Source organism: Martinezella lusitana (genome assembly GCF_010668395.1).
Classification (GTDB): domain Bacteria; phylum Pseudomonadota; class Alphaproteobacteria; order Rhizobiales; family Rhizobiaceae; genus Rhizobium; species Rhizobium lusitanum_A.
This window is the reverse complement of the sequence record NZ_WUEY01000001.1, coordinates 690141-706122: the sequence shown is the minus strand read 5'-3', so window position 1 is coordinate 706122 and position 15982 is coordinate 690141. Positions and strand designations below refer to the sequence as shown.

Below are 15982 nucleotides of genomic sequence, written 5' to 3'. Positions count from 1 at the left end.
TCGAGATGTTTGACGGCGGGCAGCGCGATCCGCCCGTCGGCATCGTCGCACGGAAGCGCTCAGTCTTCCCAGGATACGTTGGTCAGCACGTTCGAGGGGATGGGCTCGTTCTCCCAAAGACCCTTCAGCTTCTTGTCCCAGACGCCGAGCTTCGGCATGACGAAGAGGAAGAGAGCCGGCACATCCTCGGCAAGAATGGTCTGCGCCTCTCCATAGAGCTTGTTTTGCTCGGCGGGATCGGCGGTGAGCTGGATCTTCTTCATCAGCTCGTCGAAGGCCGGATTCTTATAGTTGAAGTAATAGGGGTCGCGCGAATAGATATCGATATCCAGCGGCTCGGCATGGGCAATGATGGTCATGTCGTAGTTGCGGCCGCTGAAGACGTCCTGCACCCATTTCGCCGGGAATTCCGTCGGCTCGATGTTCATCGTCACGCCGATATCGGCAAACATCGCCTGCATCACCTGCGCGCTGCGCGGGGCATAGGCCATCTGCGGCGTCTTGATGGTGAAGCTGAAGCCGTTTGGATAGCCGGCTTCGGAAAGCAGCGCCTTGGCCTTGGCGGGATCGTAGGGCAGCGTGCCGGTCAGGTCCTTGTAGCCGGGGTCGTTCGGGGTGTAGTGGCTGCCGATCGCCGTGCCGAAACCGGACCACGCGCCGTCGATGATCGTCTTGCGGTCGAGCGCCATCATCAGCGCCTGGCGCACGCGCGTGTCGTCGAAGGGCTTGCGGGTGTTGTTCATGCCGGCCACAACCTTCAGCTCGGTATTGCCGACCTTGGTCATCAGCCTGGGGTCGCCGTCGAAGGAGCTCATCAGCTCCGGCGCGGCAAACTCCGGAAAGGCATCGACATCGCCGGCCTTCAGCGCCGCGGCCTCGGCCTGCGGATCGGAAATGAAGCGGAATGTCACCTTTTCGAGCTTCACGTCGACCGACTTGTTCCAGTAGTCCGGGTTCTTGACCAGATCGACATGGTCGCCCTTGGCCCAGGCGGAGAATTTGAACGGACCGGTGCCGACGGGCGTCGTCTTGTCGTTGGCAGAGGATTTCGGCCCGACCATGACCGAAGAGGGCCAGCCGAGCCAGTAGAGCAGGCTGCCGGTCGGCGAGGACAGATGCAGCACCAGCGTTTCCGCATCCGGCGTGTCGATCGAGGCGATGGTCGAAAAGAAGCGCTTCTGCGGATTGACGGAATCGCTGCCTCGGGCGCGATCGACCGCGAACTTGGCGGCGGCCGAATCGAAAGTCTCGCCATCGTGGAATTTCACGCCGCTTTGCAACTTGAACGTATAGGTCAGGCCGTCAGGCGAAATCTCCCAGCTCTTTGCGAGCTGCGGCACGATCTTGCCGCTTTCGTCGATGGCAACCAGCCCTTCGAAGATGTTCTGCCAGGTGACTTGTCCGATCGCGACGGGAGCGGCGATCGTCGGATCGAGGCCCGTCGGCTCGACGCTCATGCCGAGGTTGAGCGTCGTCTTTGCAGCCTCGGCCTGTGTCAGGCCCATCATCAGCAGGCCGGCGGAAAGTGCGGCGCCACAGGCAAGCCGGCGCGCGACATCGCTAAGGCTCTGGCGTGAAAACTTGGTCATCTCAGTTCCCTTGCTTTTGCCCGGAAGCCCGGTTTCCCTCCGGCTTGCGGTCTTTCGATGGATAGTGTCATCTCGCAGGCGCACACACAATTCTGAAAATTTGTGCTAGTGCGGTCGGATGCCCGGCGGCCCGGCGAAACGGTCCCGCCATGCAGGCTGCGCGCCTTCGACCGGCAGCGCCGCCGCCTCAAAGACGCCGCGGGCGATCGCCCGCGCCATGACGATGGCGGCGAGGTGGCAGAGCTCCATGAAACCAGGCATGTCGTCGCGAGCGTGCCTGCCGGTGGAGGCGGCAAACACGGTATCGCCGTCGAGCGGCAGATGCGTCGGCAGCAGGGCGCGGGCAAAGCCGTCATGGGCTGAGATGGACAGGCGATGCGCTTCCGCCTTTGTCAGCCGGGCATCGGTGACGATGGCGCCGATGGTCGTGGCGGTGATGTTGGTGCCCTTCAGCCGCAGGCGTGAATCGATGGTCTCAGGCATGCCGAGACCGCCGAATTCGCCACTCTCTTCGAACGGCGCCGCCCAGAAATGCGGGCCGTTGCCGATGGTGGCGGAGCCGAGGGCATTGACGGCGACGATGGCGGCGATCTTGTATCCCTTGCTGCTGGTGGCGCTGGCCGAGCCAAGTCCGCCCTTGACCGTCGCCGTCGTGGCGCCCGTTCCGGCGCCGACCGAGCCGAGCGCGAATGGGCCCTTGCCGGCCGCCTTGAAGGCGGCATAGCCAAGATCGCGATAGGGCGAATGCAAGCCCCAGTCCTTGTTGCCGCCATTGATGAGGTCGAAGAGGATTGCTTGCGGCACGATCGGCACCAGCGCATTGCCGACCTTGAGGCCTCGGCCGATTTCCCTCAAGCCGGCCTGCACTCCTCCTGCGGCGTCTAGCCCGAAGGCTGAGCCACCCGAGAGAACGAGGCCATCCACCACGCCGACCGTCATTGCGGGATCGAGCAGCGCCGTATCGCGCCCGCCCGGTGCGCCGCCGAGAACGGTGCAGGATGCGACCGCCGGTTCATCGAAAATGATGGCGGTGACGCCGGAGCCAAGCGCAAGATCGGTGGAGTGCCCGACGGCGACGCCTTCGACATCGGTCAGGAGATTGAGATGATCAGCCAATGAAAAATCCTTCGCCGTTTGCAACGCGAGGTCGTCATGGCGATAGGACCGTAAAGAGGATCAAAAGACAAGGTGGGTGTGTTCGGGAGGAGTGCTGTGCGGACCGGCCCTTGTGGTTCGAGGCTCCGGCTTTCAGCCCGCGTGCCTCACCTTGGGGGAGGAGAGAATGCAGCGAGAAACAGCGAAAAGTCTATGCACCGGCTTGATGCGAGAGACCAGCCCTCGTGGTCAAGAGGCCTGTAGGGCGTTTCGAACCAGGAGGGCGGGTGATTTTGTCGGGCAGGCGTAGAGGCGAGCCGATCCATCAAACATGGATCGGCTTTGCCTGCTGGCGGGAGAGGAGATCGCGGATCGCAAGCCTTACTTCGTCCGCGTTTCTGAAATGCTGCTCGTCCAGATCATGGACGTGATATTTGACAGCGATGAACTTGAGCCGATCCTGATCCGGAACGACGATGCCGACGGGAACGCCGGCGTACTCGATAACTTGCTTCTTCATAAATAGACTCCCTCTGCGCACGCACGGCGCAGACATGGCGAATTGACTGTTTGATTCCGGTAGGGAGGACGAACGTCACATTCGACAGCACGGGCGGGAGAGCGCGCCCGAGCGGTCATTGCCAAGCACGGACCGCCCAAGGATCGAAGCGATGACTTCAGTATTCAGCATGTCACTTCCTCATCTGGCGTTGTACTTGACGGGGCTCCAACAACGGAGCACCGCGATCCGGTGCACTATTATCCACTACTTTAGTAGATAATAGCAATTGCATCTTCAGAAACATATTCCGAAAGATGTCAAAATGTCGACGATCGGGAAAATAAAATTCCGAGCCTGGCGGGTTGCGGGGAAGGCTGTGTTAAATGCCTTCACGTTGCTATCCGTGTCGGAACGGCTCGCCGATCACCGACAGACAGATAGGAACTGGCGCGAGATTCGACAATCCCGCAACGGCATTTAAATTCCCTCGCCGCTAAATCACCTCAATGGTTAACGGCGCAGCGAGGGCATCAAAATCCGTCCTCAAGCGCTCTTTCCAGGGCTTTCACGAAGAAATCGGCGCTTTCGGGCGCAAGGCACAGCGGCGGCTTGATCTTCAACACATTCAGGTGATCGCCGGTCGGCTGCATGATGACCCCGAGATCGAGCAGGCGTTCGCAGATCGCGGCCGTTTCTTCGGTCGCCGGCGTCAGCGCCTCGCGGTCGCGAACGAATTCCACGCCGAGATAAAGTCCCGTGCCGTGCACGGCGCCGATCAGCGGGAAGCGATCCATCAGGGCGATCAGCCCTGCCTTCAGCTGGTCGCCGACGACCCGGGCGTTTTCCTGCAGATTCTCGTCCTTGAGGATATCGAGAACGGTCAGGCCGACGACGCAGCTGACCGGGCTGCCGCCGGCCGACGAGAAGAAATAGCCTTCCTTTTCCAGCGACTCGGCAATCTCGCGGCGGGTGATGACGGCGCCGAGCGGATGGCCATTGCCCATGCCCTTGGCAATGGTGATGATGTCGGGCATCACCCCTTGCGTTTCGAAGCCCCAGAAGTGTTCGCCCAGCCGTCCGTAGCCAACCTGCACTTCGTCGGCGATGCAAAGGGCGCCGCGCTGACGGACGGCATCGTAAACGCCGGCAAGATAGCCGTGCGGCAGCGCGATGCCGCCGGCATTGCCGTACACCGGTTCGGCGATGAAGCCGGCAAGCCCGTCGCCTTTCTCGTCGATGGCCAGCAATTTGGCGGCGACGTCGTTGAGATAGTCAGGCCCCGAATCCGGACCCCGGAACGGGCCGCGATAGGTATTGGGCGAGAGGACCGGATGCACCCAGTCCGGCCGTGTCGTCAGCGCCTGCGGGTTGTCGGCAATCGACGTGGAGACGGCATCGCTCGCGACAGTCCAGCCGTGATAGGCCTCCAGCAGGCACAGCATGTTCCTTTTGCCGCTATGGGCCCAGGCAAGGCGGATGGCGAGATCATTGGCCTCCGAGCCGCTGTTGACGAGGAACACGCTGTCCAGCCCTTCCGGCGCCAGCATCGCCAGCCGTTCGGAAAATTCAGCGACGGCGGCGTAGTGGAAGCGGGAATTGGTGTTGAGCCTCGACCATTGCTGCGCGATCGCCGCCGTCAGCCGCGGATGAGCATGGCCGAGCGTGGTGACGTTGTTGACCATGTCGAGGTAGCAGCGGCCCTGCATGTCGAACAGGAATTCGCGCCAGCCGCGCTCGATCTGCGGCGGCAACTCATAATAGTGCTTCTGCGGCTTCGCGAAGCGGGCATTGCGCAGGGAAAGAAGCGCTGACGCATCCGGTCTCGGCGCCTCGCATGCCGGATTGAGGAGAGAGGCGGGCGAGGGCGAGACAACCGACCAGCCGTCCGCCTGATCTGCCGTCGCAAAGAGCGGCGGCACGAGGTTTGGCACGCGGCAAAGCTGCACGCGCAATCCTCCGATCGCCGAGCCTTCGCTACCGATCGTGCCTATTGTCGCACCTTGCTCGATGGCTGCTCCGTCCTCGAGCGCGCTTTCGATACCGTCCAGATGAAGGCTCACGTCCTCGCCGGCCAGCACGAAATGCTGGCCCTCCCTTTGCAGCAGGCCGGCGAAGGGCGCGGCGACGGTGGCTCCGGCTGGCAGGCAGACATCGCAATGAAGGGCGAAATTCTGTGGCGGCGCCATGGTGAGCGGGGCGGCGAGGGACAGGCGGAATTCGCCGTAACGGGTTGCCGCGGCGCCTGACGTCATTGCCGTCTGGGCAAGCAGCCGCCAGTCCATGTCGGGCTTCTGCCAGTTGCCGTCGATGAAGTCGTGTCCGGTAACCGAGAGATCGACGGCCGCGATCTGTGAGGGGTCAAGATCAGGCAGCAGCGGCGACCAGCCTTCGGGCGTAATCGGCGCGACGTCGAAGCCGATCGTCCGCAGGATCGCCGCGTCCATCACGTCCGGCTGCGCGCCGGTCGCGACATCGAAAATCTCGCGCTCGAACTCGAGATTGCCGCGCACATAGTTGTTGTCCGGATCGATGGCGAGCTGCTGCTCGCCGCTGGCGGCAAGGATGACCGCGCGCGCGACGATCAGCGGCCACAGCGCCTTGGCCTCCGCCTCCTGCAGCGGATAGACCGCATGATAGGCCTTGATGGCGGGAAGAATGTAGAAGGGGTTGCCCTCCGCGTGGTGCAGCAGCGAGGCGCAGGTCACGGCAAGGTCGCCGACGAGCCACCCCTGGATGATGTCACCGAAATCGATGACGCCGTCCGGGACGAGCTGGCCATGGGCGTCGGGATGGCTGACGACATTGTCATCGGTAACGTCGTGATGCACCGGCTGCACGCGCAAATCGGCCGCGAGCGGCTGGATGCGCTTGACGGCCGCGACCATTGCCTTGGCGATGCGGTCGCGCGCTTCGTGGTCCGTTATGGCCGACAGGAGCTGCACGGCGACCGGTCCTGCCCGGCGCAGGTCCCATTGCAGGTTCCGGTGGAGGCCGGGATGGTCGAAATCGGCAAGGTCGCGGGCAAGCCTCGCCGAAAGCGCACCGAGCCCGGCGACTGAAGCCGGCGGCAGATGCTTGCAGCGCGTCAGCGTCTGGCCTGGAAGAAAGCCGAGCAGCCGCACGAGATAGTCCTGCTCGCGGAGAGTGACGCTGAGGATGTCGCGGCCGTTCAGCGCCGGCACGACCTCGGGCACGCGCGGGGCATCGGGTTTGTCCTGCAGATGGCGAATGGCGGCGTTCTGCGCCTCGAGCTCCACCAGCTCGTATTCGGCATGACAAATCTTCAGCACATAGGCATTGTCGCCGGCGTCGACGCGGTAGTTGCGATCCTGCTGGCTGCCGAGCTCTGTCAACGTTCCGCTCAGGCCGTAATGCGTCTGCAGGATTTCGGCCGCCTCCTCCGGCGTCACATCCGGTCTCGGCAGTTGCATACGATTTGCAAGCGTGGCGTCGGCCATGGCATCCCCCGGATGGTTCATTTGCATCGACACTAAACCATTCCATCCTAAAGAAAATTACCCAAAACAGATAGGGTGATCGAGCGATGAGGAGGAAGATAGGCCACAGAATGCAGCCGGCTAGGCGTGATCTCTTATTCGACCTCGATCGAATAACTGCAACCGGCGAGGGTCTTGCCCGGGTGGTCGTCAACGGTCGAGACGTTGAGCGAGATGCGCGTGTGCAGCACGGTGTCGGAATTTTCCTGCTGGTCCTTGATCGACAGGATTTCCTTTTCGCCGAGGAACTTGTTCGGCAGATCGACCGAAGCCGTCACGCCGAGCTGCTTGGCAAGCGGATGCGGATCGGGCTCATCGAGCACGGCGAGCGGCCCGGTGGAGGCAAAGACGATCCTGCTCGTCTGCCGTCCGAAGACCGTGACCGGCGCTGAAAGCTGGAATTCCCGCAGGAAGGGATTGTTTGACGGCAGCTCGCTGATGCCGAACCGCTTCATGGCGGTAGCACTCTCCGGCCCCGTCAGCCACATGGCGAAATCGTTGTAGCTCGGCACGTCGTAGGTCGTGCATTCGATCAGCTTGGCGAGATCGATCCGGGCGGGATCCTGTTCCGCGGTCGTGGCAAAAGATGCCGGCGCAGACAGCAGGAACGCCGCCAGCGCCAGCGTTCCATGGCGATAGAATGACATAGTCTCTCCTTCAGCTCCGCACGATTCGATAGCTTCAGTATCAAATCGCGCTTCGGAGCGAAAAGAAAAGAGAGCCGGCCGCAATAGCGCGACGACGCCTCAGCCCATGCGTTCGGATGCGTATGATCCGGGGCTAGCCGGGAAGACGACGGTGCGGTTGCCGTTGAGGAAGGTGCGGAAGTGGATATGGGCATGGATGGCGCGCGCCAGCACCTGGCTCTCCACATCGCGGCCGATCGACACATAGTCGTCGGCAGACTGCGCATGCGTGATGCGCGCCGTGTCCTGCTCGATGATCGGACCCTCGTCCAGATCGGCGGTGACGTAGTGCGCCGTCGCCCCGATCAGCTTCACCCCGCGCTCATAGGCCTGCTTGTAGGGGTTGGCCCCCTTGAAGGACGGCAGGAAGGAATGGTGGATGTTGATGATGCGGCCCGACATCTTCCGGCACAGCGCATCCGACAGCACCTGCATGTAGCGCGCCAGCACGACCAGCTCGGTGCCGGTCTGGTCGACGATGTCGAGCAGCTGCGCTTCGGCCTGCGGCTTGTTGTCCTTCGTCACCTTGATGTGGTGGAAGGGGATGTCGTGGTTGACGACCACCTTCTGGTATTCGAAGTGGTTGGAGACGACGCCGACGATGTCGATCGGCAGCGCCCCGATCTTCCAGCGGTAGAGCAGGTCGTTGAGGCAGTGGCCGAAGCGCGAGACCATCAGCAGCACCTTCATGCGCTTCTTGGCATCGTGGATCTCCGCATCCATGGCGAACTTCTCGGCGATCGGCTTGAAGCCTTCCACCAGCGCCGCCTCGCCGACCCCTTCCTCGGAGATGAAGGAGACGCGCATGAAGAACTTGCCGGTGTCGAGATCGTCGAACTGGCTGGAATCGACGATGTTGCAGCCCTGATCCGCCAGATAGTTCGATATCGCCGCAACAATCCCGCGCGTCGACTGGCACGTCACTGTCAATACATAGCTCGTCATGTCTCTTCTTTCTTATACCGAGGACGCCGCCTGCTTAGATGAAATCCGAGGTCTGGGAAATACCCTCCCCCCAGCCATGTTTCGACGGATATTTAGGCAGGATGGCGAGGAAAAAGCCGTTCCCATTGCGCCTTCGGACGGCGCATCCCCGCCTCAGCTGCTGGTGGCCAGGGCGAGCTTTTGCGGTTGCTTCGCCTGCGTGCCCTCGTGAAATTTTAGGAAGCCGACCAGAAGCCAGACCAGCCCGGCGGTCTTCATGGAGAAGATGGCGGTGGAGCCGATCATCAGGTTCAGAAACAGGAAGAGGGAAAGCGCATGGCCGAGACGCCGCTGGTTGACCGTCTCGCCGCCCGGATAGAGGGAGGCGTAAAGCCAGAACAGGATCAGCCCGAAGATGGTGGCGCCATAGATGATGTAGACGTATCCGCTGTCGAAGAAAATGCCGACCTGGTCGAGCTGCAGGCCGATGGTGCTTTGCAGGTCCATGCCGAGGAAAGCCTTCACCGTGCCGTTGATGCGCCCGACGAAATTATCGCCGGTGACGGTCGGCTTGAGGGCATGAATGACGAAGCCGACGACGATGATCACGGGCATGGTCAGAAGGTCCAGCGCCTTCGGAAGCCAGGGATAGATGAAATAGCCCGCGACGCAGATGAGGCTGAAGATCAGCATCGTGCGGGTGTCGTTCGTGAGCAGGATCAGCACGACCGTCGAGAAGAACAGCAACCGGTCCAACAATCCGAGCCGATTGGAAAAACTGATCAGATACAGCACCATCACGCCGCAGAAGTTGGCGAGAGACACCTGTTCCAGGAAGATCGAGGACGACCGGTGGTCGATCAAGCCAAAGGAAAACCGCCCCTCGAAGCCGAGCGCGCCGCGGAACAGCCCGAGATCGCTATACGTGGCCGGCGGCACGCCGCGCGTGTTCTGGAAATACTCGGCCGGATGGAACAGCGCGACATATTCCTTCACCGACACGATTTCGCAGATGAGCACGGCAAGCACGATAATGCAGGAAATCTTGAAGGTGAGCTTGACCGTGCGCTCGTTGGATAGCCGCCCCATGATCGAAAAGGCGAAGATGATCATGACGTTGCGGAGATGGTCGATATAGGCCTGCTTGTTGATGGCAATGACGAAGATCGTCAGCACGATCGTCAGCAGCAGGTAAAAGAGAGGCGCGATGTCCTCCTCGTAGATCCCTTTGGTCAGGAGATAGCTGAAACTTGCGATCTGGAGCACCACCTCGCACAGCACGACGGCGTTGGGCGTCAGCGGCGTGATATTGTGGTTGATGAAAGCAAGGATGCAGTTATAGCAGACCGCCAGCAGCGAAATCGTGAGAATGACGAAATTGATCGGCTGCTTTTCGCCTGAACTTTGCATTGGATATCCGGGGTCGTGGCGTCTTCTCTGGCCGCGCCAGCATATCAGCCCGATGATTCGCGACAAAGAGCCGGCTGGCCGTCGCCGGTCATTTCGCGGACTTGACCAGCGCGCACGATGGCGCCAGCGCCATTTTTCGGCTCAGGCCCTCGGCCAGGACCTTCATCTGGGGTTTGTCGCGGCCGTTGTGCGGCTGGACGTTGAGCGGCTCCTCCGGCGGCCACCAGTCGCCGGCCGCCCAGTAGCTCCAGCCGAGCCAGACGTCGCTGTTGGCGCTCATGATGCCGAGAACCTGCTTCAGCCCATCAAGGCAGCCGTCATTGGCGGCGACGCCGAACTCGCCCAGAAATCCGCGCTTCCCGTTCTTGCGCAGCCAGTCCGTGACGTCGTTCAGGCCCTTCTTTGCGCTGTCGGTGCCATCGCAGACCGGATGGGTGCCCGAGCTGTCCGCATCGAGGTACTGGTGGAATTCGAAGGCGTAGAAATCGATCGGATCCTTGACGCCGAGCATGACCGTTCCGTTCGCGCCGCCGCCAAGAGCGTCGGCGGACCAGCTATGCGCGCCCGTCCAGTTCGTGCCGGGCACGAGAATGAGATTGCGCGCGCCGACGGTCCGGATGCTGCGGATGGCGGTATTGGCGAGCTCCAGCCAATCGGGGGCCTTGATATCGTGCGGTTCGTTCATCAGGCCGAAGGCGACGCCCTTGCGATTGGAGAATTCGACCGCGAGCCGCGCCCAGAAATCACCGAAGGCCAGATCCGTCGCCGGAGCCTGCTTGAGCTGGATCTTGTCGTAATAGCCGTAATTGTGAGGATCGAGGACGACGGCCATCCCATGCTTCTGGATGAGATCGACGGCATCCTTCAGCCGCTGCAGTTCGTCGCCGTTCAGGGGCTGGCCGAGCGTGGGTTGCAGCCGCTCCCAGCGGAAAGGCAGGCGGATGACGTTCATGCCCTTTTCGGCAAAATAACGCACCGTCGCTTCGGAGGGGTAGGTATAGTTCACGTTGACCGCGCCGTCGCGCTCGCCATATTCCGCACCGGAGAGATTGACGCCGCGGTAGCACAGCTGCGGTGCTGCAAGGCTGCTTTCCGCCTGCGCCGTGAAAGCAAGCATGGCTGCTGCGGCCAGCAGGCGCCGTAACACCGTCTTCCTCTGTGCTGTCATCGCTGCTTCCCGTGTTCCGTGCGGATATCCGCTTCTCATAGGGATCATGGTGTTGAGCAATGATGAAGAGGCAGGTCGTGCCGGCCGCCGTATCGCGATTTCCTTGGAGCGTCCTTAATGTTCCGTTAGCCAAAAATTTCTAAACTCAAGGTATCTGCTGCGTGGAATCCGCCTACGAAGCATTGAAAGTCTGACATGAGCTCAATGGAACGAAGCAAGAGATCGGACCAACTTGCGAGTTGGCACGGTGCCGAGCCGTCTGACGCGCGGCGCGACGGCATGCGCCCGCGCAGTCCGATCTTGCGCCCGCGCGATTTCGTCGACGCAGCCGAGCCAGTCACAGCCGTCGAGCAGCCCAAGACGCCCGCCCCTGACCTTCCGGGGCCTGAAGACGCCGCAGGCAGAGCCGAGCCTGAAGACGCCGCAATCGTGCAAACCGCAGCCGAGCCGGTCGTGATCGCCGCTGCCCCGGCCGTGCAGCCGGCGGCGGTTGCCGCGACGAACGCCGCGGCGCAATCGGCACCGATGCCGGCTGCGAACATGCCGCTGCTCGATATTCGCTCCGCCATTCGCTCGATTTGGGCAAAGAAGCTTGTCGTTGTCGTATTGGCCGGGATCGGTGCCGCGCTGGGTGGCGCGGTCATCCCGCTGATACCGCAGAAATTTACCGCCGAAACGAGCCTTTATTTCGACCCCCGTCCCATCGGCGGGCCCGATTCCTCCCAGCAGGCTCCAACGGCGCCGGAGTTGATCACCACGATGATCGACAGCCAGACGCAGATCCTGTCTTCCGGCAAGGTGCTGGGCCGTGTCGTCGATGCGTTGAAGCTCGATCAGGATCCGCAGTTTGACGGCGGCGCCAGCGGCGAGGCGGCGAAATACATCGCGACGGCTGCCTTGGCAAAAGCCGTGCTGATCGCGCGCGAGTCCAGTACCTATGTCGTGACGGCGAAGGTGACGACCGGCGACCCGCAGAAATCTGCCCGGATCGCCAATCAGATCGTGACCTCTTTCATCGAAGAGGAAAGCAAGGCGGCTGCAAACAGCTATAGAAGCAGCAACACAGCGCTGGACACCCGCCTCGAAGATCTGCGCCAGCAGGTGCTTGCCGCCGAAAAGGCCGTCGAGACCTACCGTGCCGATAACGACATGGTGGCTGTCGAAGGCAATCTGATCTCCGACAAGCGCCTGACTGCGTTGAACGACTTGCTGGTCACCGCCCAACAGAAGACGATCGAGGCGAGAGCCCGGGCCGAGGCGGCCGGCAAACTCAGTTTCGAGGATGTGGTGTCCAACACCTCCTCGTCCGGAACGACGTCGACGGCATTGAGCAGCCTGCGGCAGCAATATGCGACGCTGGCAGCCAATGTCGGCAGCCTTCAAAGCCAGCTCGGCGCCCGCCATCCGCGCCTGCTTGCGGCCAAATCCTCATTGGAAAGCCTTGCCGCGGAAATCCGCGCCGAGTTGCAGCGGCAGATGACCTCGGCCCGCGCCGACTATGAGCAGGCGCAGCGGGCCGAGCAGGATATCGCCAAGGAGCTGTCGGTGCAGAAGGCCTCGCAGGTCAACACCTCAGGCAAGCTTGTCGGTCTGAACGAGCTGCAGCGCCAGGCGACTGCCACCCGCGATATCTACGAATCGCTGCTGAAGCGATCCGGGCAGGCCAGCGATGCGCAGGATCTGTCGCAGAGCAATATTCGCGTGATTTCCGAGGCGGAACCCCCGCTGAAGGCGGATGGGCCGAGCCGGAAGGTGATGATGGTGGCCGGCCTGATTGCCGGCGCGATCTTCGGCGCTGGTCTTGGCATGGCCTTCGCCATTCTTTTCGGCCTGTTTCGGCACCCTGTCATCCGCAGCTATTTCGGCAGGTGATCCCTTTTCCATTTTTCGCGCCGTCGGCTTCTTCAGCATCGAGGATGCAGATGCAATTGTGCGCCGACTGTTCTAGATGTAAATCGGCGCTGGGAATAATTGAAACATGCTAATGAAAGCGCAATGCAGTCATCATACACCGGTGGTGCATCGTGAGACATTCTATGCGAAAGAAGCGCTGTGCTGTCGCGCGCTCCGACGCCGGAGGGAATTGAGCGATGGTGCCTGCGGATAAACTCGTTCTGCCGTTCCTGGCGCTGCCGCGGCCGACCAAGCGCGTGCTGGCGCTCCTGGTCGATGCCAGCCTGTGCGTGCTCACGGTCTGGTTCGCCTATTGCCTGCGCCTCGATGACTGGGTCATTCTCGAAGGCGTCGAATGGCTGCCGGCCATCGTTTCTCTTCTGCTTGCCATACCGATCTTCATCGTCCTTGGTCTTTACCGCGCCATTTTCCGGTATGCGGGTCTTTCGGCGTTCGTGACCGTTGTCAAGGCGGTGGCGATCTACGCTCTCGCCTTCATGACGATCTTCACCGCGATCAGCGTGCCGGGCGTGCCGCGCACGGTCGGCATATTGCAGCCATTGCTGTTGCTGATCGCCATCGGCCTGTCGCGCATGTGGACGCGGTACTGGCTCGGCAATGCCTATCAACGGCTCCTGAACCGCAATCAGCTCGCAAAGGTTCTGATCTACGGCGCCGGGGCGTCCGGGCGGCAGCTTGCGGGTGCGCTTGCCAACAGCGCCGAGCTGAATGTCGTCGGTTATCTCGATGATGACCGCAACCTGCATGGCAGCATCATGGGCGGCCTGCCGATCTACGACCCGACCGATCTGCCCGCGCTCGCGGTCTCGGGCGATATCAGGGACGTGCTGCTGGCCTTGCCGAATGCCACGCGTCAGAGACGCAACGAAATCCTCGAAAACATGCGCAAGGCCCGCGTCACCGTGCGCACCATGCCGGATCTGACGGCGCTCGCCCAGGGGCGTGTCGCGGTCTCGGATCTGCGCGAACTGGATATCGAGGATCTGCTCGGCCGCAATGTGATCGCGCCCGACCGTGACCTGATCGAGAAGAACATTCGCGGCAAGGTGGTCATGGTCACCGGCGCCGGCGGCTCGATCGGCGGCGAGCTCTGCCGCCAGATCCTGAAGAACGGTCCGTCGTCGCTCCTGTTGGTCGAGCAGAGCGAATTCGCCCTCTATGCCATTCATGGCGAGCTGGAGAAACTGGCAGCGTCCGCAGGCTATGCCGAAGTGCGCATCATTCCCTTCCTCGCCTCCGTCAGGGACGGGCAGCGCATCAGGCAGATCATGGAGGCATGGCGGCCGAAGACCGTCTATCACGCCGCCGCCTACAAGCATGTGCCGCTCGTCGAGTACAATCCCGTCGAAGGCATCCGCAACAATGTGCTGGGAACGTTGATAACGGCTGAAGCCGCCCGCGATTGCGGCGTCGAGAATTTCGTCCTCATCAGCACGGACAAAGCCGTGCGGCCGACCAACATCATGGGGGCGAGCAAGCGGCTGGCGGAAATGGTGCTGCAGGCCATGGATGCCGACCGCAGATCGGGTGCCGACAGCACCAATTTCGCCATGGTCCGTTTCGGCAACGTGCTTGGCTCTTCCGGCTCCGTCGTGCCGCTGTTCCGCCAGCAGATTCGCGACGGCGGCCCCATCACGCTGACGCATCCCGACATTACCCGCTATTTCATGACCATCCCCGAGGCATCGCAGCTCGTGATCCAGGCCGGTGCCATGTCCGGTGGCGGCGATGTCTTCCTGCTCGATATGGGCGAGCCGGTGCTCATCGCCGATCTCGCCCGCCGCATGGTGGAACTGTCCGGACTGACGGTGCGCGACGAGGACGAGCCGGATGGCGATATCGAGCTGGAAATCACCGGCCTGAGGCCCGGCGAAAAGCTCTACGAGGAGTTGCTGATCGGCGACAATCCGCAGACGACGGGCCATCCGCGCATCATGCAGGCCAAGGAGGATTTCCTGCCCTGGCCGGAGCTGTCGAACCGGCTTGCCGCGCTGGATGCGGCGCTGGACGAGAACGATATCCCCGAGGCCAGGATCCTGCTGCAGAAGCTGGTCTCCGGCTATGAGCCGAGCAGCGAAGTGGTCGACCTTGTCTATCGCGAGCGCGAGCACGACCTGACGGTCGATCAGCCAAGCCTCGACAATGTCGCGCAGCTATAGGATGTAGCCCCGGAAAATCGGTCCGCCGTTTTCCGGCCTGCCGGACTTAGCGCTCGACGGCCTTTGCCGCCATTCCTTGCTTGGCCTTGATGGCATAGTGCCAGCGCCGCAGCTGATCGCATGTGCGGAACCAGTGCGCCGTCAGCCGCAACAGCGAATGCCGCTTGACGGCCCGGTAGTGGACGCGTTTGCCGATGGTGGTGTCGGCGCGGTGTGGGCTGAAATCGACCAGACCTTCGAGTGTCGTGAACGTCTCGACGCCCGTCGACCACCCCCGCTCCAGAGCGACGTCATAGGGAAGGATCATCGGTTTCAGCGTCGTCAGCAGCTTTTGGGCCGCCTTGCGGTTGACGATATAACAGGCTGCCGACCCCTGCGGGCCGTGCATACAGCGACCGATGATATCGTTTTCGGTGGTCCGACAGATCTGCTTGAAGCCGACGAGACGATGGTTGACGAGCTTGACCAGGCGAGTGCCCTGAACGCTTTCCATTGCGGCGATCGCGCGGGGGATCAGCCTTTCGTTGAGCTCGATGTCGTCTTCCATGATGATCGCCATCTTGTCGCCGCTGGCGACAAATTGCTCGAGCGCGAGCAGGTGGCTGCGATAGCATCCGTATTCGCCCGGCAAAAGCTTGCGGCCGTTGTGATAGATGAACGAATGCGGATGGAAGTCGACGCGATCCTCGTCTGCGATCACGCGCCCATCGATGGCGGGAACGCGTGTAATGTGCAGATCGTATTCCACGGCCTGGTTGCAAAGGCGCTTCCAGCGATCACGCGAACGATCGAGATTGATGACATAGATACGGATTTTCTGGGCGGCATCGCCAGCGATCTCAGAGCCGCCGGGACTCGGAATGCGATTAATCTGTTCGAGAATGACCGTTACTCCTGCAAACAGAAATCGCGTGGACACCAACTAATATGATATTTCTATAGTATATAACATATTCGTGACTTGTCGCAAATGGGTACTGCACGTTTATGTTGTATTTGCAGATAAAAGCATTTCCATTGGTGTAACGCAACGTGATC

Annotated in this window: 11 protein-coding genes; 2 read left to right on the top strand and 9 right to left on the bottom strand. The window is 61.7% G+C overall.

Annotation, left to right across the window (positions count from 1 at the left end):
- Window positions 1–59: 59 nt before the first annotated feature.
- From GR212_RS03480 to GR212_RS03445, 8 genes are all read right to left on the bottom strand, one after another.
- Window positions 60–1589: an ABC transporter substrate-binding protein gene (locus GR212_RS03480; protein WP_163985043.1), complete on the bottom strand. Its 1530-nt coding sequence runs from the start codon at window positions 1587–1589 to the stop codon at window positions 60–62.
- Between the two features lie 105 nt (window positions 1590–1694).
- Entirely contained in the window at window positions 1695–2705 is a 1011-nt protein-coding gene (locus GR212_RS03475; protein WP_163985042.1) for a P1 family peptidase, read from the bottom strand.
- A gap of 304 nt (window positions 2706–3009) precedes the next feature.
- Window positions 3010–3204: a hypothetical protein gene (locus GR212_RS03470; protein ID WP_034489296.1), complete on the bottom strand. Its 195-nt coding sequence runs from the start codon at window positions 3202–3204 to the stop codon at window positions 3010–3012.
- A gap of 512 nt (window positions 3205–3716) precedes the next feature.
- Window positions 3717–6644 (bottom strand): aminotransferase, encoded by a 2928-nt coding sequence (locus GR212_RS03465; protein ID WP_163985041.1) that lies wholly within the window; start codon window positions 6642–6644, stop codon window positions 3717–3719.
- A 134-nt stretch (window positions 6645–6778) separates the two neighbouring features.
- Window positions 6779–7330 (bottom strand): hypothetical protein, encoded by a 552-nt coding sequence (locus GR212_RS03460; RefSeq protein ID WP_163985040.1) that lies wholly within the window; start codon window positions 7328–7330, stop codon window positions 6779–6781.
- A gap of 99 nt (window positions 7331–7429) precedes the next feature.
- Window positions 7430–8314 (bottom strand): formyltetrahydrofolate deformylase, encoded by an 885-nt coding sequence (purU, locus tag GR212_RS03455; protein WP_163985039.1) that lies wholly within the window; start codon window positions 8312–8314, stop codon window positions 7430–7432.
- A gap of 153 nt (window positions 8315–8467) precedes the next feature.
- Window positions 8468–9703, bottom strand: a complete 1236-nt coding sequence (locus GR212_RS03450) for a hypothetical protein (protein ID WP_163985038.1) — start codon at window positions 9701–9703, stop codon at window positions 8468–8470.
- Between the two features lie 88 nt (window positions 9704–9791).
- Entirely contained in the window at window positions 9792–10871 is a 1080-nt protein-coding gene (locus GR212_RS03445; RefSeq protein WP_163985037.1) for a glycoside hydrolase family 5 protein, read from the bottom strand.
- 195 nt (window positions 10872–11066) lie between these two features.
- Between GR212_RS03445 and GR212_RS03440 the strand changes: the two genes are divergently transcribed.
- A complete protein-coding gene (locus GR212_RS03440; protein WP_163985036.1) occupies window positions 11067–12743 on the top strand; it encodes a GumC family protein in 1677 nt (558 codons plus the stop codon).
- Between the two features lie 218 nt (window positions 12744–12961).
- The gene (locus tag GR212_RS03435; RefSeq protein WP_163985035.1) at window positions 12962–14944 is read left to right on the top strand and encodes a polysaccharide biosynthesis protein; all 1983 of its coding nucleotides are present in this window, start codon (window positions 12962–12964) and stop codon (window positions 14942–14944) included.
- Between the two features lie 46 nt (window positions 14945–14990).
- Here the strand turns inward: GR212_RS03435 and GR212_RS03430 are convergent, their stop codons facing one another.
- On the bottom strand, window positions 14991–15863 hold the full coding sequence (locus GR212_RS03430) for a glycosyltransferase family 25 protein (RefSeq protein ID WP_348643431.1): 873 nt from the start codon (window positions 15861–15863) through the stop codon (window positions 14991–14993).
- Between the last annotated feature and the right edge of the window lie 119 nt (window positions 15864–15982).

Excerpts from the sequence above, each read along its gene's own strand:
- GR212_RS03450 (WP_163985038.1), bottom strand. The coding sequence starts at position 9,703 with ATGCAAAGTTCAGGCGAAAAGCAGCCGATCAATTTCGTCATTCTCACG.
- purU (WP_163985039.1), bottom strand. The coding sequence starts at position 8,314 with ATGACGAGCTATGTATTGACAGTGACGTGCCAGTCGACGCGCGGGATT.
- GR212_RS03480 (WP_163985043.1), bottom strand. The coding sequence starts at position 1,589 with ATGACCAAGTTTTCACGCCAGAGCCTTAGCGATGTCGCGCGCCGGCTT.
- GR212_RS03470 (WP_034489296.1), bottom strand. The coding sequence starts at position 3,204 with ATGAAGAAGCAAGTTATCGAGTACGCCGGCGTTCCCGTCGGCATCGTC.
- GR212_RS03440 (WP_163985036.1), top strand. The coding sequence starts at position 11,067 with ATGAGCTCAATGGAACGAAGCAAGAGATCGGACCAACTTGCGAGTTGG.
- GR212_RS03460 (WP_163985040.1), bottom strand. The coding sequence starts at position 7,330 with ATGTCATTCTATCGCCATGGAACGCTGGCGCTGGCGGCGTTCCTGCTG.
- GR212_RS03465 (WP_163985041.1), bottom strand. The coding sequence starts at position 6,644 with ATGGCCGACGCCACGCTTGCAAATCGTATGCAACTGCCGAGACCGGAT.
- GR212_RS03435 (WP_163985035.1), top strand. The coding sequence starts at position 12,962 with ATGGTGCCTGCGGATAAACTCGTTCTGCCGTTCCTGGCGCTGCCGCGG.
- GR212_RS03445 (WP_163985037.1), bottom strand. The coding sequence starts at position 10,871 with ATGACAGCACAGAGGAAGACGGTGTTACGGCGCCTGCTGGCCGCAGCA.